Genomic DNA, 18,301 nt, shown 5'->3' with positions numbered 1-18,301 from the left:
CACACTGCCGGGGCCGCTTCCTTTTCCATCATCCACCAGGAGTGCGCATGACGCTTTTCCGAACCGTTGAGCCCGCGGTCGAACCGGTGACGCTGGCCGAGGCCAAGGCGCATCTGAGGCTCGACCACGACAGCGAGGATGGGCTGGTTTCCGGCCTGATCCGCGCGGCCCGAGACGAGGTCGAGAGATCGACCGGGTTGGCGCTGATCGACCAGACATGGCGGCTGGTCCTCGACCGATGGCCCCGGAGCGGCTGTGCTGCGATCACCAAACATCCGGTGAAGGCGATCCTGTCAGTCACCGCTTACGGCCCGGATGGCGAGGCGAGCCTCGTCGATCCCGGCACCTATCAGTTCGACGGGTTGTCGCGGCCGGCCCGACTCCACCTCGAGGCCGACACCGCTCCGCTGCGCGCGATGAACGGTATCGAGGTCGACTTTTCCGCCGGCTTCGGCGAGTCGGGTCCTGACGTGCCCGATCTGCTCAAGCGGACGATCCTGCTGCTCGTCGCGCACTGGTTCGAATTCCGCGGGACCTTCGGTCCGGGCGATCAGCCGGTGTCGTTTCCGGTCGGCTACGAGCGCATGATCTCCGGCTATCGGACGCGGAGGCTCTGAATGCGGATGGCGTTCCTCGATCCGGGCCTGCTGCGCACCGAACTGGTGCTGGAGGAAGCCACGCTCGCGCCCGACGGGCAGGGCGGCCATACCGAGAGCTGGAGCGAGGCGGCGACCGTGTTCGCGCTGGTCGAGCCGGTGAGCGCAACCAGCGTTTTCGGGGCCGACCAGACGCTGGAGACGGTCACCCATCGCATCACGCTGCGGGCGCGGGACGGCCTGGCCAGCGGAATGCGTTTCCGCAAGTGCGGCCGCGTGTTCGCCATCCTGACGGGTCACGATCCCGACGAGAGCGGGCGCTATCTTGTCTGCCGTACACGCGAGGTGGGGCTATGAATCTTACTGTTCGCCTGACGTTGGACGGCATGATCCGCGCCTTGCGCCGAGCGGCGCATGAAGTCGCGGAAGATGGCGAGCGGGCCTATCTCGACCGCAGAAGCCGGCTCGGCACGCGGCGGGAAATTCAGCTACAATCCGTGCGGCTCGGGGAGGAAGGCAATGACCGCGGCGGCGAGTGAACTCCAGAAAGCGATTTTCGATGCGCTGAAAGGCGACGCGACGCTGATCGCTCTCCTGGAGGGCGCAAAGATCTACGATCACGCGCCGCCGAACGTCGTCTTTCCCTACCTCACCTTTGGCCGCACCAGCATCTACGACTGGAGCACGGGCACGGAGATCGGCACGGAGCAACTGTTCACGCTCCACGTCTGGTCGAAGGCGAAGGGCCGCAAGGAGACGCTGGACATCATGGAACTTGCGCAGGGCCTGCTGCACGACCGGCCGCTGACGCTGGAATCGCAGGCGCTCGTGAATTGCCGGCTCGAGTTCGCCGAAGCGCGGCACGACGAGGACCTGCTGCTCTATCACGGGCTGCTCAGGTTCCGGGCTGTGACGGAAGGGTCGGAGTAGAGCCCACCGCCCAACCGTAAGGGCAATCATCCTGGTCGCTCGGCCTGCGCCGCCTGAGCGCCAAAAGACCAATTTCACGCAAGGGAACCCTCATGGTCGCACAGAAGGGTAAGGACCTTCTCCTCAAGATCGATGGAGACGGGTCGGGAAGCTATGTCACCGTGGCGGGGCTGCGCTCGAAGCGTGTCGCCTTCAACAGCGAGACGGTCGACATCACGGATTCCGAATCCGCCGGAAGGTGGCGCGAACTGCTCGCGGGCAGCGGCGTCCAGCGCGCTTCGGTCAGCGGATCGGGCATCTTTAAGGACCAGCAATCCGATGCGTCTATCCGTGCGCGGTTCTTCGCCGGCGAGATCGCCAGCTGGCAGGTGGTGGTGCCGTCCTTCGGCACGATCGAGGGCCCATTCCAGATTGCTTCGCTGGAGTATGGCGGCAGTCACGACAGCGAGGTCACCTTCGAGATGGCGCTGGAATCGGCCGGCGCGCTGAGCTTCTCGGTGGCGCCATGACGGCGAACCGGCGACGCGGGGAGGTCGGGGCCGTGCTCGATGGCCAGGAATACCGGTTGTGCCTGACGCTGGGCGCGCTGGCGGAGCTTGAGGCCGCCTACGCGGCGGACGATCTGGCGGCGCTCGCGCGGCGCTTCGCAACCGGAAAGCTCTCGGCAATCGACCTGATGCGGGTTGTCGGCGCGGGCCTGCGCGGCGGCGGCAACGACATTTCGGATGATGCGGTGGGCCGCATGCAGGTCGAAAACGGTGCGGCGGGCTTCGCCGCCATCGTCGCGGAGCTGCTGACGGTGACTTTTGGCGCGGCGCAGGCCGGCGAGGGGGGACAAAACCCTTAGCTGCCGCACATGGCGGAACCGATGCTTTCCCTTGGGACGAGGTGATGGCGATCGGCTTCGGCGTGTTGCGGCTTTCGCCACGGGATTTTTGGGCAATGACGCCGCGCGAGTTCGAGCGTGCCGTGGGAGCGGTCGCGCCGAGGCGCGGATCGCCTCCGTCGAGCCGCGATCTCGCAGCGCTGATGGCGGCGTTTCCCGACGAGAGGAACAAGGATCATGGCTGGGGAAATTCGCATAGGCGTGCACGCCGATACTGAGCCGTTCGTGGCGGCGCTTCAGAATCTGGAGCGCCTGTCGCAGAGTTTTGGGACGCAGCTAGGCGGCGCGCTGAAGAGTGCGGCGGTTAGCGGCCGCAGCCTCGAGGATGTTTTGAGGCGCATCGGGCTCAACCTTGCCGGCATGGCGCTGGAGCAAGGGCTGAAGCCGCTTCAATCGCTGGCGGGCTCCCTGTTGTCCGGGCTGGTCGGCAGCATGGCCGGAGCCTTGCCCTTCGCAAGGGGCGGCGTGCCCGGCCATGTCGTGCCCTTCGCCGGCGGGGGCGTCGTCTCCGCGCCGAGCTATTTTCCGCTGGGCCGCAACCTCGGTGTGATGGGGGAGGCTGGGCCCGAGGCGATCCTGCCGTTGCAGCGGGGTGCGGACGGCAGGCTGGGTGTGGCCGCGAGCGGCGGCGTCGGCGTCAACGTGGTTTTCAACGTGACGGCGACCGATGCCGCGTCGTTCCGCAAGTCGGAGGCGCAGGTGACGGGGATGCTGGCGAGGGCGGTCTCGCAGGGGGCGAGGAGGATTTAGGGGAATAGGGGAATAGGGGAGTAGGGGAGTAGGAAAGGGGCTATGGTGCCCACTCCGAGTTTACTCCTGGCCCACCTCAATCCCCTATTCCCCTAATCCCCTACTCCCCTTTCTTGGACTTGACGGACCACGCGGAGAGGTGCGGTGACCGAACTTTCCAGCTTCCATGACGTGCTGTTTCCGACCGCAGTCTCCTTCGGAGCGACCGGTGGGCCGGAGCGGCGCAACGAGATCGTGCTCATGACGTCTGGGCGCGAGCGGCGAAACCTCCGAACTGCGCACTCGCGGCGGACCTACGATGCGGGGACGGGCGTGAAGTCGATCCAGAATCTCTATGACATCCTTGCGTTTTTCGAGGCGCGCCGGGGCTCGTTCCACGCCTTCCGCTTCCGTGACCCGTTCGACAATCGGTCCTGCCGCCCGGAGGAAACGCCAGCGCCTGCGGACCAGGTGCTCGGCACGGGCGATGGGACGCGCATCCGGTTCGCGCTGGTGAAGACCTATGGCTCGGGCGCGGACGCCTACCGGCGGCCGATCCGCAAGCCGCTGCTGTCCGGTTTGCGCATCGCCGTCGCCGGCGCTGAGAAGGGGCAAGGGGCGGATTTCTCCTTCGATGACGCGACCGGTGAGATCGTGTTCGCAGCGGCGCCTGCAACAGGCGCGGCAGTGACGGCAGGCTATCACTACGACGTTCCGGTGCGCTTCGACGCCGAGCGCATGTCCGTCAGCCTGACGTCCTTCCGCGCGGGGCAGATTCCAACCATTCCGCTGATCGAGGTGCTGCAGCCGTGACTACCTATCCGGAAAGCCTCAGGACGCATCTGGCGCGCGATTGCACGACCGTCTGCCATGCATGGCGGCTGACGCGGCGCGACGGAGAGGCGTCTGGCTATACAGATCACGACGTGCCGCTGGCGTTCGACAACACCCTGTTCGAGCCGGCGACAGGCTTCACCGGGAGCGAGGCGAAGACATCGCTCGGTCTGGCCATCGATACCGTGGACGTCGAAGGCGCGCTGTCTTCCGCCGGGTTGGTCGACGAGGAGATCGAGGCGGGGCTGCTCGACGACGCCACGGTCGAGACGTTCCTGGTCAACTGGAGGATGCCCGGGGAGTTCGCGCTCATCCGCCGCGCAACCATCGGCAGGATCACGCGCAGCGACGGGCGCTTCGTTGCCGAACTGAAGAGCCGGATGCATGCGCTCGACCAGCCGAACGCGCGCTACCTGACACGCGCCTGCGATGCGGAACTGGGCGACCAGCGTTGCGGATTCGACCTGGGACAGGCCGGGTTTAGGGGCGCGGGCGCCGTGTTCGACAAGATAGCGCCCGATGCCTGGCTGGTGGCCGGGCTGGCGGGCTTTGCCGCCGACTGGTTCACGGATGGCGTCCTGACCTGGACCAGCGGGGCGCGCAGCGGCCGCAGCGATCGGGTCGTCGACCACCGCACCCAGGGTGAGCAGGCGCTGATGTTCCTACTGCCGGTCGAAGGAGGGGAGGCCACAGTCGGCGACACGTTCAACGTTGTGGCTGGTTGCGACAAGACGTTCGCCGCATGCAGGGCCAAGTTCGCAAACCGCGACAACTTTCGCGGCTTTCCGCACCTGCCGGGCAATGATTCAGCCTACGCCTATGTGACGGACGGACTCGTCTTCGACGGCGGGCCACTGGTTCCGTGATGGCAGCGGCTCGCGAAGTCGTGCGCGCCGCGGCGCTTGCCGAGGCGCGGTCCTGGCTGGGGACGCCTTATCGGCACCAGGCCAGCCGCAAGGGCGTGGGATGCGATTGCCTCGGGCTGGTCAGGGGCATCTGGAGGTCGCTTTATGGAACCGAGCCGGAAGCGGCGGGTCCATATGCGGCGGACTGGGCCGAGATGGGCAGGGGTGATCCCCTGCTGGAGGCCGCGCGGCGGCATTGCATCGAGATCCCGGCTGGAAGCTATTCGCCGGGCGACCTCCTCGTTTTCCGCTGGCGGCCGCATCTGCCGGCGAAGCATCTCGGCATCCTGGCCGGCGGCAACCGCTTCATCCATGCCTATCAGGGAAGCGCGGTCGTGGCGTCTGCGCTGGCGCCGCAATGGCGCAGCAGGATCGCGGGCGTGTTTGCGTTTCCGCCGGTCTCCACCGATCGCTGACAACGGATCTCACGTTCCATGGCGACAATTCTTCTTCAGGCGGCGGGCGCGGCGTTCGGCGGCGCGCTGGGTCCCATCGGATCCGCCATCGGCTCGGCCGCCGGGGCCATGGCCGGCTACTTCATCGACCGCGCCATCATCAACGGCCTGCAGCGCATCGAGGGGCCCCGGCTTACCGGGGCGAGGCCCTTCACGGCGGAGGAGGGGGCGTCGATCCCACGCGTCTACGGCGTCGCGCGCATGGGCGGGCTGGTGATCTGGGCTACGCGCTTCGAGGAGAGCCGGACGACCACGCGCCAGGGCATCAAGGGCGGACCGCGCGTCACCGAATACTCCTACTTCGCCAACGTCGCCTTCGCGCTGTGCGAGGGCGAGATCGCAGGTGTCCGCCGCATCTGGGCCGACGGCAAGGAACTCGACCGCACGCTCCACGAGATCCGGGTCTATACCGGTGCGGAAACGCAGGAGCCCGATCCGCTGATCGAGGCGAAGCAAGGTGCGGACAACGCGCCGGCTTACCGCGGGACGGCCTATGTCGTATTCGAGCGCTTCCCGCTGGCGGACTACGGAAACCGCATTCCGCAGCTGCAGTTCGAGGTGTTGCGGCCGGTCGGCGAATTCCACAAGCGGGTACGTGGCGTGGCGTTGATCCCCGGCGCGACGGAATACGGGCTTTCGCCCACGCTGATAACGCGCGAGGTGCAGCCGGGCGAGACGCAGGCGCTCAACCGGCATGTGCTCTACGGCACGACCAATCTCGTCGCGGCGCTGGACGAACTTCAGATGCTGTGCCCCAACCTGCAGCACATCGCACTCGTCGCCACCTGGTTCGGCGACGACCTGAGGGCCGGAGAATGCAAGATCCGGCCGATGGTTACCGACAACACCTCGACCAACTTCTCCGAGCCCTGGGTGGTGTCGGGACTCGAGCGAACGGAGGCGTTGCAGGTCAGCTATCATGACGGCGGCGCGGCCTATGGAGGGTCGCCCTCGGACAAAACCATCATCGACGCCATCAAGGAGGTCCGGAAGCGTCGCCTGAAAGTGACGCTCTATCCCTTCATCATGATGGACGTGCCGCCGGACAACGGGCTCCCCGATCCGCATGGCGGCGCGGCCCAGGCCCCCTATCCCTGGCGCGGGCGGATTTCCTGCTATCCGGGGCCTGCGCAGCCGGGGTCCGCCGACAAGACGGCGGATGCGCGGATGCAGGTCGAGGCGTTTTGCGGCGTGGCGACCCCCGCCGACTTCAACGTCCTGGCCGATGCGATCACCTTCACGGGAGATGCCGCCGAGTGGAGCTATCGCCGGTTCCTGCTGCATTTCGCCCATCTTGCAGCTGCGGCGGGCGGCGTCGACGCGTTCCTCGTCGGAACGGAGCTGCGCGGCTTGACGACCCTTCGCGATGCGGGCAACGCGTTTCCGTTCGTCGAGACGCTTTGCGCCCTTGCGGACGAAGTGCGGGGCGTTCTCGGTCCGGCAACAGAGATTACCTACGGCGCCGACTGGAGCGAGTATTTCGGGCACCAGCCGTCGGACGGCAGCGGCGACGCCTTCTTTCACCTCGATCCGCTGTGGTCGCATCCCGAGATCGCGGCGGTCGGCATCGACAACTACATGCCGCTCTCCGACTGGCGTGACGCGGACTACGGCGGCGGCAATGCGGATGGATTCCAGACGCCATACGACATCGAGGGCCTGACCGCGGCGATCGCCGGCGGGGAGGGCTTCGACTGGTACTATTCAAGCGCGGAAGCCCGCGCAGCGCGCGAGCGGGCGCCGATCACCGACGGTTCCGGGAAGCCGTGGGTGTATCGCTACAAGGACCTGGTCAACTGGTGGTCGAACCCGCACTACGACCGTCTCGGCGGAGTCGAGGTTGCCTCGCCGACCGGCTGGATGCCGCGCTCGAAGCCGATCTGGTTCACCGAACTTGGCTGCCCGGCAGTCGACAAGGGACCAAACCAGCCTAACGTCTTCCCCGACCCCAAATCTTCGGAAAGCGCGTCGCCCTATTTTTCGGGCGGCGGTCGCTCCGACATCGCGCAACGGCGGTTCCTGGAGGCGCATCAGAGATACTGGGATCCGGCGCTCACCGGCTTCCAGGAGGCGCGCAATCCCATGTCGGCAGTCTACGACGGCCGAATGCTCGATCACACCCGCACGCTCCTGTGGGCCTGGGATGCACGGCCCTTTCCGGCATTCCCGCTGCGTGGCGACGAATGGCGGGACGGCGGCAACTGGCATCTGGGCCACTGGCTGAACGGGCGTCTCGATGCGTCGAGCTGCAGCGACCTGATCAACGCCATCCTGACGGACCACGGCGCTCCGGAGGCGGACACCACCTATGCAGAAGGCATGGTGCAGGGCTACGTCGTGCAGGACCCCTCGACGGCAAGGGCGGCGCTCGAGCCGCTCACCGACCTCTTCGGCATCATCGCGCTGGACGGCCCCGCGCAGATGGCGTTTCGGCTGGAAGGAGCAGGCGCATCGGACGCAATGACCGTCGACGACCTGGCGCTCCATGGCGGCGCGGCGCTCGACATCGCGCGGACGCCGGATCACGAATTGCCGCGCGAAGCGGTGCTCGGCCTGCGCGAGCTGTTCCTGGAGTATCAGGCGACTGCGCCGCGCAGTCGACGCCTCGGAGCGGTGGGCAGCCGCCAGCAGACGGTGCACTTTCCGGGCTCGATCGAAACTGGCCAGGCACAGTCGCTGCTGGACGACTGGATGAAGCGCCTCTGGACCGAGCGCCAGGGCGTCACCTTCTCGGTGGCGCCGGCAGAAGTGGACATCGAGCCTGGAACGATCATCCGCCTGCCCGCTGCGAACGCCGAGTTCCTGGTCACGAATATCGAGGAGGGCTTGATCCGCACGGTCAATGCCAAGCAGATCGCGCGCGTCAGTCCGACGCCCTGGCGCGGCAGCGGTGCGGCATCGACGGCACCGGTCGTGCCGATCCTTGCGGGAAGGCCAGATGCGTCGCTCCTGGACCTGCCAATGGGGATCGAGGAGACCGCACCGGAAACGCGGCTCAGGATCGCGGCATGGCAGAAGCCATGGCGCAGCCAGGCGGTCTATGCGTCCCCCGACGCCAGCGGCTTCACGCTGCGCGGGGTGGTGACGACGCCGGCCGTGATCGGGCGGCTGATGGAGCCGCTTGGCGGCAACGGGTTCGAGGGCCGCGTCGATCGTGGGACGTCAATCACCGTCAAGCTCTCCTCGGGGGAACTGGCCAGCGTCAGCCGTCTGCAGCTGCTGAACGGGGCCAATGCCGCGGCAATCCGATCTGCATCCGCCGCGTGGGAGGTCGTGCAGTTCGAAGCGGCCGAGGAGATCGCTCCCGATATTTGGCGGCTCGGTAACCTGCTCAGGGGGCAATCGGGTACAAACGACGCGATGGCAGCCGGCGCGCCGGCTGGCGCGATCTTTGTGCTGCTCGACCATGCCGTCGTTCCTGCCGGCCTCTCGGCAGGCGAGGTGGGGTTGGAGCGCAACTGGCGGGTCGGACCCGTCGGCTTCGAAATCACGCCGGCGAACTTTGTGGAAGAAGCCGCCACCGGCGGTGTGCGGGCACAGTTGCCGCTGTCGCCGGTCCATTTGCGGGCAAGGCCGGATGATGCGGGGAACGTGACCCTGTCCTGGATCAGGCGTGGTCGATTCGGCGGCGACGACTGGCAGCAGTCGGAAATCCCCTTGGCCGAAACGCTGGAGGAATACCGAATCGAGATAGCCGCCGCGGGAGGGCCCGTGCTTCGGGCCGCAACGTCGACGACAACGCACTGGATCTATACCGCCGCATCCATCGCGGCCGACTTCGGGACGATGCCGCCGGAACTCGACGTGACGGTTCGGCAGAGGAGCACTGCTGTCGGCTGGGGGATTCCGGCCACACGGCGGCTTGCGACAGACTGAACATCAGCAACCACGGAGCAAGATTTCATGGCCAGCGCAAAACCCTGGTATCTCTCCCGCACCATCTGGGCCTCTCTCGTGACGATCGCCACGGCAATCGCCGGACTGACAGGCGTGCCGCTCGAGGGCATCGACAACGCCGCGCTGGCGGAGACGCTGCTGCAGGCGATCACGGCGGTTTCGGGCCTCATCGCAATCTTCGGCCGCATCGGGGCGAGAGACAGGATCGGGTGACAGGGTCGCCTTCGATCGCTATGGTCGCCCGAACGTACGCGCGGATGGGGCTGGTGTTCATGCCCTGTTCAGCCGTTTGGCGGTAGAAGCTTGGGCATGGGCAACAGAAGCAAATTTCTCCGCATCCTGGGCGCCGCGCTCGCCGCGGCGACGCTGGCAACAGTTTCCCTTTTGCCGGTGGAGGCCGCCTCCCGAAACGGTCAGGAGGTGATCGTCGCTCAGGCCGACTGCTATGCTGTCGGCCAGCAGGTGGCCGCGCAGAACGGCGGCACGCTCGCCAAGGCGCAGGCGGCCAACCGTGGCGGGCAACAGGTCTGCATCATCGTTATCCTCGTGCCGGGCAAGGACGGTGAGCGTCCACGCCGTGCCGAGTTCGTGGTGCCGGCAGGCTGACGCTGTTTCACTGCAGCCGGTTTTCAGCCACCATCGACGCGAAGGCTCAACGATAGGCATCTGATTCCATGCGAATACTGGTCGTCGAGGATGACAAGGACCTCAACCGACAGCTCTCCGATGCGCTGGTTGACGCTGGCTATGTGGTCGACCGCGCATATGACGGCGAAGAGGGCCACTTCCTGGGCGATACGGAGCCCTATGACGCGGTGGTGCTCGACATCGGACTGCCGCAGATGGACGGCATAAGCGTCGTCGAAAGGTGGCGCCGCGAGGGCAGGAAGATGCCGGTGCTGATACTGACGGCGCGCGACCGCTGGAGCGACAAGGTTGCCGGCATTGACGCCGGCGCCGACGACTATGTGACGAAGCCGTTCCATATCGAGGAAGTGCTGGCGCGTGTCCGGGCGCTGATCAGGCGCGCCGCCGGTCACGCCTCGTCCGAACTCACCTGTGGTCCGCTGAGGGTGGATACCAAGGCCTCGAAGGCGGATATCAACGGGACCTCGCTGAAGCTCACCTCGCATGAGTTTAGGCTGCTCGCCTACCTGATGCATCACATGGGCGACGTGGTGTCTCGCACCGAACTGGTGGAGCACCTCTACGACCAGGATTTCGATCGCGATTCCAATACCATCGAGGTGTTTGTCGGACGCCTGCGCAAGAAGATGGGCATCGACATGATCGAGACGGTGCGCGGCATGGGATACCGCATGCGCGAGCCGGAGGCGTGACAGAAGCGCTGCGCCGCATGCCCTTCCGGCTCGGCGGATCCGCGCCATGACATTCGGCCTTCGCTCGCTGACGCTGCGCGTCATCGCCCTTTCGACGCTCTGGGCGGTGCTGTCGCTGATCGTGATCTCGACGATCATCACAACCCTCTACCGCCAGTCCAGCGAGCGTGGCTTCGACAGCGTGCTCTCCGCGCATCTGTTCCACCTGATCGGCTCGGTCGGCGTTTCCGAGAGCGGGTTCCTGACCGGCAGCCCGGATCTCGGCGACCTGCGCTTCTCCGAGCCTCAGTCGGGTTGGTACTGGTCCGTCGAGCCGGTCTCCGGCGGGCTCAAGGGCACGCTGCGGTCCCCTTCGATGACCGAGATCATCCCTTCGCCCGACACCGCCGAAGTTCCTTTCAACGCGAACTTCCAGCGCAACTACGTGACCCAGGGCATCAACGGCGAGGAGATCGAGGTCTTCGAAAACGAGTTCGTGCTCGACACCACGAATCGCGTCGCGCGTTTCCGCGTCATGGGCAACCGCACGGAACTCGAGAACGAGATCGACGGCTTCGAGCGACGGCTGTTCGTCTACCTGGCGATGTTCGGCCTCGGCATGATCGCGATCAACGCGCTGGCGATTCTGCTGGGCCTGCAGCCGCTGAGGCGTGTGAGCGATGCGCTGGCGCAGGTTCGCGAGGGCACCGCCAAGCGCCTGACGGGAACGTTTCCTGCCGAGATCGAGCCCCTGGCCAACGAGACCAACGCGCTCATCGACAACAACCGCCGTATCGTGGAGCGCGCACGCACGCAGGTGGGCAACCTGGCGCATTCGCTGAAGACGCCCCTGGCGGTCATGCTCAACGAATCGCGGTCCATCGGCGGCGACAGGGGAAAGCTGCTGGCCGGCCAGGCGTCCGCCATGCAGAACCAGCTCGACCACTACCTGCAACGCGCCCGGGTGGCGGCGCAACGCGACAGCGTGGTCTACCGGACCCCGGTCGTCGAGGCTCTGACGTCGATGGCGCGCGTGATCCAGAAGCTGAAACCCGAGATCAGCGTAGCTTTCGTGCATCCCAAGCACGAGATTCTGTTCGGCGGCGAACGGGCGGATCTGGAAGAGATCGTCGGCAACCTGCTGGAGAACGCCTCGAAATGGGGGCGGCGTGACGTCAGGCTATCGATAGAGACGCCCCCGGGCGAGCGTCAGGCCAAGACTTTCCAGCTTCTCGTCGAAGATGACGGGCCGGGGATACCCGAGGAGATGGCCAAGAAGGTGCTGCGGCGCGGGACCCGCCTTGACGAGAAGACGCCCGGAACAGGCCTCGGCCTCGCCATCGTCAACGAGCTCGTGCGCGAGTACGGGGGTAACCTGACCCTTGGACGCTCCGATCTCGGCGGCCTCAAGGTGACCGTCGAGCTTTCGGCTGCGAGTTGACAAACTGTCTGGCGCTTGCTGCCGTTCCATCATAGATAGCGACTTGCGCCGCAGTCGCTGCGCTCGGATGCGGTAAAGACCATGAAATTCGTAGCATTTTGGGTGGCGGCGGCTATCGGGATTTCGGGCTGCACGACGACGTCCATCAAGCCGAGCTTGCCCTCGATACGCGGGGGCAATGACGGCAAGGTCGCCGCGGCGATCATTGCCGCAATGAACGGTGGGCTCATCGGCGGCAGGATCGGGAACGGCCTCGGAGAGCGCGACCGGGCGGCCGCACTCGAGGCCGAGTACCGCGCGCTGGAGCACACGCCAAGCGGGCAGCCGGTGACCTGGCGGGGTGCGCAATCCAACGTCTATGGCGAGGTGATTGCGGCCCAGCCCTATCGTGTCGGCTCGCAGGACTGCCGGCAGTACTCGCATCGCGTCTCTTTCGATGGTCAGCCGCGGACGGCGCGCGGCACCGCGTGCCGGAACCCGGATGGCAGCTGGACGCCGCTGACCTGAAAACGTCGGGATGATTTGATCCAGCGCAACGAAGGGCGGCGACCGGTGCTGTAGACGGGGGCCGTAACTGCGCAACCTCGTCGTCAAATCGCCGCACCGCCGCGGATTGGCAGATGCTCCGACGAGGGCTATTGAGATCGGCATGCTGTTCTGGATTGTCGCCGCATTGCTGACGCTCGCCGCAAGTCTGGCGGTCCTGGCGCCACTGACGCGCGGGAGGCTGGAGCCGGCAGGACGCTCCACGAACGATCTCGAAGTCTACCGGGACCAGTTGGCCGAAGTCGAACGCGACATCGATCGGCGTCTGATCGCGCCGAGCGAGGCTGAGCAGGCCCGCGCCGAGATCGGTCGCCGGATCCTTCGCGTTGCCGGCCCGGCAGCGCCTGCTGCGGCGCGGATGTCGGATCGACGGGCGCGGCTCGTCGGCGGCATGGCGGTCCTTGCGGTGCCGCTGCTGAGCTGGGGCTTCTATGCCGCGCTGGGCTCGCCTGATTTACCGTCTCAGCCGCTGGAAGAACGCCTCGCCAAGCTGCCGCAGGACTCCACGCCCGACGAGCTTGTCGCGCGCGCCGAGCGCGCCTTGCGCGACAATCCCGGCGATGGGCGCGGCTGGGATGTGCTGGCGCCGGTCTACCAGAGACTGGGACGGGCGAACGAGGCGGTGTTCGCTTACCGCAACGCGATCAAGCTGCTGGGCGATGCGCCAGAGCGGTGGACCGGTCTCGGTGTCGCACTGAGCGACGTGGCGGGAGGCACCGTCTCGGCCGACGCGCGTGCCGCCTTCGAAAAGGCGCTGCAGCTTGAGGCCGGATATCCGAAGGCGCGGTTCTTCCTGAACGTTGCTGCTGTCCAGGAGGGCCGCTTCGACGACGCGATCTCCGATTGGAAGGAGATGGCGACGACCTTGCCTCAGGAGTCGGAGTGGCGCGGTGCGGCCGCGCAGGCGGTCGCCATGGCCGAGCAGCGCAGGACCGCGGCGGACACCCGCCCATCCGGGCCGACCGAGGATGACATGGCTGCAGCCGGCGAAATGTCCGAGGGCGATCGCAACCAGATGATCGAGGCGATGGTGGCTTCTCTTGACGAAAAGTTGAAGGCCAATCCCAACGATCTTGAAGGCTGGAAGCGGCTCGTTCGTTCATATGTCGTGCTTGGCAAGACAGATGCGGCTCGCGATGCGCTCACGCGCGGGCACCACGTTCTGGACGGTGCCGCCGCCGAGGATCTGACAGCCTTCGCAGCATCGCTCGGGCTGAGCATGACGGAGTGACGATGACCCGCAAACAGAAGCGGCTTTCGGTGATCGCGGGCGCACTTGCCTTCCTCGGTGCGGCGACAGGTCTGACCTTGTATGCGCTCGGCCAGAAGGCCTCGTATTTCTACATGCCTGCCGACCTGAGCACGGCGTCGGTAGCGCCCGGCCAGCGCATCCGGCTGGGCGGCCTGGTGGAGAAGGGAACGATCGCCCGGGGGCAGGGGACGCAGGTGGCGTTTGCCGTTACCGACCACGAGAAATCGGTGAAGGTGACCTACACCGGGCTGCTCCCAGATCTTTTCCGCGAGGAGCAAGGGGTGATCACCGAGGGTGTCTTCGGTGCAGATGGTGTATTCGTGGCCGACAGCGTACTTGCCAAGCATGACGAAAGCTACATGCCGCGAGAGGTCGCAGAGGGCCTGAAGGAGAAGGGCGTCTGGCAGCCCAATTGAGCATGGTTGAGATCGGGCATTTTTCACTGGTTCTGGCGCTGGCCCTCGCGATCGTGCAGTCGGTCGCGCCGGCGGTCGGCGCGCGCCTTCAGGACGAACGGCTGATGGCGGTGGGCCAGCCGGTCGCGATCGCCGGTTTCGCACTCACGGCGCTGTCGTTTGCCGCCCTCGTCTGGGCCTATGTGCAGTCCGACTTCTCGGTGGCGAATGTGTGGGAGAACTCGCATTCGCTGAAGCCGATGATCTACAAGATCACCGGCACTTGGGGTAACCACGAAGGCTCCATGCTGCTCTGGGTGCTGATCCTCAGTCTGTTCGGCGCGTTGGTGGCGATCTTCGGAAGCAACCTGCCGGCCACCCTTCGGGCGAACGTGATCGCGGTGCAGGGCTGGATCGGCACTGCATTCCTGCTGTTCATCCTGGCCACGTCCAACCCGTTTGCGCGCCTCGACCCCGCGCCGATCGAAGGTCGCGACCTCAATCCGCTGCTGCAGGATATCGGCCTGGCGGTGCACCCGCCGCTTCTCTATCTCGGCTATGTCGGTTTCTCCGTCTGCTTCTCCTTCGCCATTGCCGCGCTGATCGACGGGCGTATCGACGCCGCGTGGGCGCGCTGGGTCCGGCCGTGGACGCTTGCCGCATGGTTGTTTCTGACCGGTGGCATCACCGTCGGTTCCTACTGGGCCTACTACGAGCTCGGATGGGGCGGGTTCTGGTTCTGGGATCCGGTCGAAAACGCTTCCTTCATGCCCTGGCTCGCCGGCACGGCGCTGCTTCACTCGGCGATCGTTATGGAGAAGCGTGCGGCCCTGAAGATCTGGACGCTGCTCCTCGCGATCCTGACTTTCTCGCTGTCGCTGCTCGGCGCATTCCTGGTGCGATCCGGCGTGCTGACATCGGTGCATGCCTTCGCGACCGACCCCAGCCGCGGCATGTTCATCCTCGGCATCTTGATTTTCTTCATCGGCGGCTCGCTGGCGCTCTTCGCGCTGCGTGCGTCGAGCCTGACCGCGGGCGGGCTGTTCCATCCGGTTTCGCGCGAGGGCGCGCTGGTGCTGAACAACCTGTTCCTGACCACCGCGACGGCGACCGTTCTGGTCGGCACGCTCTATCCTTTGCTGGTCGAGGCGTTCAGCGCGGACAAGATCTCCGTTGGCGAACCCTTCTTCAACCTGACTTTCGGTCCGCTGATGCTGCCGCTGCTCTGTGCGGTGCCGTTCGGACCGCTATTGTCGTGGAAGCGCGGCGACCTTCTGGCGGTCTCCCAGCGCCTGATGGCAGCGTTCGGCGGCGCGCTGCTGGTCCTGCTCGTCGTCTACCTGTTCGTGGATGGCGCTTCGGTGTTCGCCGCTCTCGGTTGCGGGCTGGCCGCCTGGTTGATCCTCGGCGCGGTGACCGATCTATGGCTGAAGGGGGGCTTCGGGAACGTCCCGGCGAGAACTGCCCTGAAGCGATTGGTCGGCCTGCCGAAATCCATGTTCGGAACCGCGATCGCTCATATGGGGCTCGGCTTCACGTTGCTCGGCATCGTCGGCGCCGTGGCGTTCCAGCAGGAGCATATCGTGGAGATGAAGCCGGGCGAGTCGCTCGACGTCGCCGGCTATACCCTGAGTTATGAAGGCCTGGCGCCGTTCAAGGGCGCCAACTATGACGAGGAGCGAGGCTCGTTCCGCATCGCGCTCGCCGACGGAGCGGATGCCGGGACGATCGTCTCGGCAAAGCGCTTCTATCCGGCCCGCCAGATGCCGACGACGGAAGCGGGCATCAGGACCTTCGGTTTCAGCCAACTCTACGTATCGCTTGGCGACGAAACCTCGAACGGTGGCATCGTGGTGCGCATCTGGTGGAAGCCGCTGGTTACGCTGATCTGGATCGGCGGACTGGCGATGATGGCGGGCGGCGCGGTTTCGCTCTTCGACCGCCGGCTGCGGGTCGGCGTTCCGGCCCGCCGCAAGGCGGCCGGCAAGCCTGTGCCGGAAGGCGCAGCGTGATGCGCCGCGCCGCCATCCTGCTTGTTGGCTGGCTGTCCCTTGTTGCTCCGGCGCTTGCCGTGCAACCGGACGAGGTGTTGGCGGACCCGGCGCTCGAGGCGCGCGCGAGGGGCCTATCGGCGGAACTCCGCTGCATGGTCTGCCAGAACCAGTCGATCGATGATTCCAACGCCGACCTGGCGCGCGATCTGCGCGTGCTGGTGCGAGAGCGCCTGACGGCGGGCGATACCGACGAACAGGTGATCGATTACGTCGTCGCCCGCTATGGCGAGTTCGTGCTCCTGAAGCCGCGTTTCAACGTGCGCAATGCGCTCCTGTGGGGGACGCCGGCGCTACTTCTCCTTGTCGGCGGGGCCTTCCTCATCGTCTCGGCCCGCTCGCGCAAGCCGGCCGTCAACGCCGCGCTCTCTGCGGACGAGAAGGCGCGCCTCGACGCCGTCCTCAAGGATGGCGGCTAACGCCGCCGCAACATTACAAAACTTTCATGCTGCGGAAATGGCACGGTAATGTGCCGCTCTCTATCTCTCGGTTCGAAGGATGCGTCGCCAGTGCATCCGATCCTAAGAGGACCGACAGATGAGCAACTCCCCCAACGTTTCAACCCGGACCCGCACGCGCCTGATGGCCGCTGCCGCTTCGATCGCCGTCGCCGGCGCGATCGGCTTCGGCGCTGCCGTCTCGGGCACAGCCCCGGTGTTTGCAGAGGCCGTTCGCGTCGAGGCGCCGCAGGCCCCAAGCTTCGCCAATGTGGTCGAGAAGGTGTCGCCGGCCGTCGTCAGCGTACGCGTCAAATCCAAGATCGAGCCGGCGTCGGATGGCGTCACCCAGTTCTTCGGTGGGCCCGATGGCCTCGAGAACCTGCCGCGCGACCACCCGCTTTACCGCTTCTTCCGCGATTTCCGTCGTGACGACGACCAGCAGGGACGCCGCTCCGAGCGGCGCGAGCGTCAGCGCGAGATGCGTCCGACCTCCCAGGGCTCCGGCTTCTTCATCTCCGAGGACGGCTATCTCGTCACCAACAACCACGTCGTCGAGAAGGGCGCTGAGTTCACCGTCGTCACGGATAGCGGCAAGGAACTCGACGCCAAGCTCGTCGGAGCCGACCCGCGCACCGATCTGGCTGTCCTGAAGGTCGACAGCTCCGACAAGTTCACCTACGTCGCCTTCGCTGACGACGCCAAGATCCGCGTCGGCGACTGGGTGGTCGCGGTCGGCAACCCGTTTGGCCTCGGCGGCACCGTTACGGCAGGCATCGTGTCGGCCCGCGGTCGTGACATCGGCGCAGGCCCGTACGACGACTTCATCCAGATCGACGCGGCCGTGAACCGGGGCAACTCGGGCGGCCCGGCCTTCAACCTCAACGGCGAAGTGGTTGGCATCAACACCGCCATCTTCTCTCCGTCCGGCGGCAATGTGGGCATCGCCTTCGCGATCCCGGCCTCGACCGCCAAGCAGGTCGTCGACGACCTGATGAAGGACGGCAGCGTGGCCCGCGGCTGGCTCGGCGTTCAGATCCAGCCGGTGACGCAGGACATCGCCGACTCGCTCGGCCTGGAAGGCGCCAAGGGCGCGCTCGTTTCCGAGGCGCAGGAGGGCCCGGGCAAGGAAGCCGGCATCGTTGCGGGCGACGTCATCACCAGCGTCGACAGCAAGGAAGTGACGTCACCCAAGGAACTTGCCCGACTGATCGGCACGATGCAGCCCGGCAAGGAGGTCGAGATCGGCGTGTGGCGGAACGGCAAGGCCGAGACGATCAAGATGAAGCTCGGTTCGATGCCCGGCAGCGATAAGCACGCATCCGCCACCCAGTCGGGCCCGGTTGAACCCGGCACGCTGGAGGAGATGGGGCTGACCGTGACGCGCGCCGAGGATGGAAACGGTCTCGTCGTGACCGACGTAGATCCAGACAGCGATGCGGCCGACCGCGGCATCCAGGCCGGCGACGTCATCACGTCGATCAACTCCTTGCCGGTAAACGGCTCGGGCGATGTCGAGAAGGCTCTGGCCGATGCGACCAAGGCGGGCCGCAAGGCGGTGCTTTTCCAGATCACCCGCGATGATGCGAACCGCTTCGTCGCGCTGCCGCTCGCGAAGGGCTGACGCC

At 66.2% G+C, this 18,301-nt stretch carries 21 protein-coding genes and 1 pseudogene; all 22 read left to right on the top strand.

All coding sequences use genetic code 11. From position 1 onward, the window contains the following. Positions 1-47 precede the first annotated feature (47 nt). The 22 genes and pseudogenes from PD284_RS18830 (at position 48) to PD284_RS18725 (ending at position 18,297) form a co-directional block, all read left to right on the top strand. Positions 48-617: a head-tail connector protein gene (locus tag PD284_RS18830; RefSeq protein WP_274629677.1), complete on the top strand. Its 570-nt coding sequence runs from the start codon at positions 48-50 to the stop codon at positions 615-617. Beyond that, a complete protein-coding gene (locus PD284_RS18825) occupies positions 618-953 on the top strand; it encodes a phage head closure protein (RefSeq protein WP_274629676.1) in 336 nt (111 codons plus the stop codon). Continuing rightward, entirely contained in the window at positions 950-1,135 is a 186-nt protein-coding gene (locus PD284_RS18820) for a hypothetical protein (RefSeq protein WP_274629675.1), read from the top strand. Before PD284_RS18825 ends, PD284_RS18820 begins: the two co-directional genes overlap by 4 nt. Next, positions 1,116-1,526, top strand: coding sequence for a DUF3168 domain-containing protein (locus PD284_RS18815; RefSeq protein WP_274629674.1), 411 nt, complete (start codon positions 1,116-1,118; stop codon positions 1,524-1,526). The genes PD284_RS18820 and PD284_RS18815 overlap by 20 nt, the downstream gene beginning before the upstream one ends. A 92-nt stretch (positions 1,527-1,618) precedes the next feature. Then, positions 1,619-2,035: a phage major tail protein, TP901-1 family gene (locus PD284_RS18810; RefSeq protein WP_274629673.1), complete on the top strand. Its 417-nt coding sequence runs from the start codon at positions 1,619-1,621 to the stop codon at positions 2,033-2,035. Next, a complete protein-coding gene (locus PD284_RS18805; protein ID WP_274629672.1) occupies positions 2,032-2,373 on the top strand; it encodes a gene transfer agent family protein in 342 nt (113 codons plus the stop codon). Before PD284_RS18810 ends, PD284_RS18805 begins: the two co-directional genes overlap by 4 nt. A gap of 38 nt (positions 2,374-2,411) precedes the next feature. After that, positions 2,412-2,630 (top strand): annotated as a pseudogene (locus PD284_RS18800) (phage tail assembly chaperone); the annotation flags it as partial. After that, positions 2,590-3,162 (top strand): phage tail tape measure protein, encoded by a 573-nt coding sequence (locus tag PD284_RS18795; protein WP_274629671.1) that lies wholly within the window; start codon positions 2,590-2,592, stop codon positions 3,160-3,162. The pseudogene PD284_RS18800 and the gene PD284_RS18795, both read left to right, overlap by 41 nt. A gap of 144 nt (positions 3,163-3,306) precedes the next feature. Further along, positions 3,307-3,954 carry a DUF2460 domain-containing protein gene (locus tag PD284_RS18790; protein WP_274629670.1) on the top strand — a complete coding sequence of 216 codons (648 nt, stop codon included), beginning with the start codon at positions 3,307-3,309 and terminating at the stop codon, positions 3,952-3,954. Next, entirely contained in the window at positions 3,951-4,841 is an 891-nt protein-coding gene (locus PD284_RS18785; RefSeq protein WP_274629669.1) for a DUF2163 domain-containing protein, read from the top strand. The genes PD284_RS18790 and PD284_RS18785 overlap by 4 nt, the downstream gene beginning before the upstream one ends. Then, positions 4,841-5,296, top strand: a complete 456-nt coding sequence (locus PD284_RS18780; RefSeq protein WP_274629668.1) for an NlpC/P60 family protein — start codon at positions 4,841-4,843, stop codon at positions 5,294-5,296. Before PD284_RS18785 ends, PD284_RS18780 begins: the two co-directional genes overlap by 1 nt. Before the next feature lie 18 nt (positions 5,297-5,314). Then, positions 5,315-9,211 carry a baseplate multidomain protein megatron gene (locus PD284_RS18775; protein ID WP_274629667.1) on the top strand — a complete coding sequence of 1,299 codons (3,897 nt, stop codon included), beginning with the start codon at positions 5,315-5,317 and terminating at the stop codon, positions 9,209-9,211. A 27-nt stretch (positions 9,212-9,238) separates the two neighbouring features. Further along, positions 9,239-9,445: a hypothetical protein gene (locus PD284_RS18770; protein ID WP_274629666.1), complete on the top strand. Its 207-nt coding sequence runs from the start codon at positions 9,239-9,241 to the stop codon at positions 9,443-9,445. 96 nt (positions 9,446-9,541) lie between these two features. After that, positions 9,542-9,838: a hypothetical protein gene (locus PD284_RS18765; protein WP_274630695.1), complete on the top strand. Its 297-nt coding sequence runs from the start codon at positions 9,542-9,544 to the stop codon at positions 9,836-9,838. Between the two features lie 68 nt (positions 9,839-9,906). Further along, entirely contained in the window at positions 9,907-10,572 is a 666-nt protein-coding gene (locus tag PD284_RS18760) for a response regulator transcription factor (protein ID WP_274629665.1), read from the top strand. A 46-nt stretch (positions 10,573-10,618) separates the two neighbouring features. Then, on the top strand, positions 10,619-11,992 hold the full coding sequence (locus PD284_RS18755) for an ATP-binding protein (protein ID WP_274629664.1): 1,374 nt from the start codon (positions 10,619-10,621) through the stop codon (positions 11,990-11,992). Between the two features lie 81 nt (positions 11,993-12,073). Then, on the top strand, positions 12,074-12,499 hold the full coding sequence (locus PD284_RS18750) for a hypothetical protein (RefSeq protein ID WP_274629663.1): 426 nt from the start codon (positions 12,074-12,076) through the stop codon (positions 12,497-12,499). A gap of 142 nt (positions 12,500-12,641) precedes the next feature. Next, a complete protein-coding gene (gene ccmI / locus PD284_RS18745; protein WP_274629662.1) occupies positions 12,642-13,769 on the top strand; it encodes a c-type cytochrome biogenesis protein CcmI in 1,128 nt (375 codons plus the stop codon). 2 nt (positions 13,770-13,771) lie between these two features. Further along, positions 13,772-14,206 carry a cytochrome c maturation protein CcmE gene (gene ccmE / locus PD284_RS18740; protein WP_274629661.1) on the top strand — a complete coding sequence of 145 codons (435 nt, stop codon included), beginning with the start codon at positions 13,772-13,774 and terminating at the stop codon, positions 14,204-14,206. Between the two features lie 2 nt (positions 14,207-14,208). After that, positions 14,209-16,197, top strand: coding sequence for a heme lyase CcmF/NrfE family subunit (locus PD284_RS18735; protein WP_274630694.1), 1,989 nt, complete (start codon positions 14,209-14,211; stop codon positions 16,195-16,197). Then, the gene (locus tag PD284_RS18730; protein ID WP_274630693.1) at positions 16,197-16,655 is read left to right on the top strand and encodes a cytochrome c-type biogenesis protein; all 459 of its coding nucleotides are present in this window, start codon (positions 16,197-16,199) and stop codon (positions 16,653-16,655) included. Before PD284_RS18735 ends, PD284_RS18730 begins: the two co-directional genes overlap by 1 nt. Positions 16,656-16,773: 118 nt before the next feature. Then, complete coding sequence (locus tag PD284_RS18725; protein ID WP_274629660.1) at positions 16,774-18,297, top strand: Do family serine endopeptidase; 1,524 nt, start codon at positions 16,774-16,776, stop codon at positions 18,295-18,297. The last annotated feature ends 4 nt before the right edge of the window (positions 18,298-18,301 follow it).

Origin of the sequence: Mesorhizobium shangrilense (assembly GCF_028826155.1) — a bacterium.
Taxonomy (GTDB): Bacteria; Pseudomonadota; Alphaproteobacteria; order Rhizobiales; family Rhizobiaceae; genus Arvimicrobium; species Arvimicrobium flavum.
This window is presented reverse-complemented; position numbering and strand designations above follow the sequence as displayed.

What these genes read in the sequence shown, in the direction of transcription:
- PD284_RS18830 (WP_274629677.1), top strand. Translation starts at nt 48, where the DNA reads ATGACGCTTTTCCGAACCGTTGAGCCCGCGGTCGAACCGGTGACGCTG.
- PD284_RS18825 (WP_274629676.1), top strand. Translation starts at nt 618, where the DNA reads ATGCGGATGGCGTTCCTCGATCCGGGCCTGCTGCGCACCGAACTGGTG.
- PD284_RS18820 (WP_274629675.1), top strand. Translation starts at nt 950, where the DNA reads ATGAATCTTACTGTTCGCCTGACGTTGGACGGCATGATCCGCGCCTTG.
- PD284_RS18815 (WP_274629674.1), top strand. Translation starts at nt 1,116, where the DNA reads ATGACCGCGGCGGCGAGTGAACTCCAGAAAGCGATTTTCGATGCGCTG.
- PD284_RS18810 (WP_274629673.1), top strand. Translation starts at nt 1,619, where the DNA reads ATGGTCGCACAGAAGGGTAAGGACCTTCTCCTCAAGATCGATGGAGAC.
- PD284_RS18805 (WP_274629672.1), top strand. Translation starts at nt 2,032, where the DNA reads ATGACGGCGAACCGGCGACGCGGGGAGGTCGGGGCCGTGCTCGATGGC.
- PD284_RS18795 (WP_274629671.1), top strand. Translation starts at nt 2,590, where the DNA reads ATGGCTGGGGAAATTCGCATAGGCGTGCACGCCGATACTGAGCCGTTC.
- PD284_RS18780 (WP_274629668.1), top strand. Translation starts at nt 4,841, where the DNA reads ATGGCAGCGGCTCGCGAAGTCGTGCGCGCCGCGGCGCTTGCCGAGGCG.
- PD284_RS18775 (WP_274629667.1), top strand. Translation starts at nt 5,315, where the DNA reads ATGGCGACAATTCTTCTTCAGGCGGCGGGCGCGGCGTTCGGCGGCGCG.
- PD284_RS18770 (WP_274629666.1), top strand. Translation starts at nt 9,239, where the DNA reads ATGGCCAGCGCAAAACCCTGGTATCTCTCCCGCACCATCTGGGCCTCT.
- PD284_RS18765 (WP_274630695.1), top strand. Translation starts at nt 9,542, where the DNA reads ATGGGCAACAGAAGCAAATTTCTCCGCATCCTGGGCGCCGCGCTCGCC.
- PD284_RS18760 (WP_274629665.1), top strand. Translation starts at nt 9,907, where the DNA reads ATGCGAATACTGGTCGTCGAGGATGACAAGGACCTCAACCGACAGCTC.
- PD284_RS18755 (WP_274629664.1), top strand. Translation starts at nt 10,619, where the DNA reads ATGACATTCGGCCTTCGCTCGCTGACGCTGCGCGTCATCGCCCTTTCG.
- PD284_RS18750 (WP_274629663.1), top strand. Translation starts at nt 12,074, where the DNA reads ATGAAATTCGTAGCATTTTGGGTGGCGGCGGCTATCGGGATTTCGGGC.
- ccmI (WP_274629662.1), top strand. Translation starts at nt 12,642, where the DNA reads ATGCTGTTCTGGATTGTCGCCGCATTGCTGACGCTCGCCGCAAGTCTG.
- ccmE (WP_274629661.1), top strand. Translation starts at nt 13,772, where the DNA reads ATGACCCGCAAACAGAAGCGGCTTTCGGTGATCGCGGGCGCACTTGCC.
- PD284_RS18735 (WP_274630694.1), top strand. Translation starts at nt 14,209, where the DNA reads ATGGTTGAGATCGGGCATTTTTCACTGGTTCTGGCGCTGGCCCTCGCG.
- PD284_RS18730 (WP_274630693.1), top strand. Translation starts at nt 16,197, where the DNA reads ATGCGCCGCGCCGCCATCCTGCTTGTTGGCTGGCTGTCCCTTGTTGCT.
- PD284_RS18725 (WP_274629660.1), top strand. Translation starts at nt 16,774, where the DNA reads ATGAGCAACTCCCCCAACGTTTCAACCCGGACCCGCACGCGCCTGATG.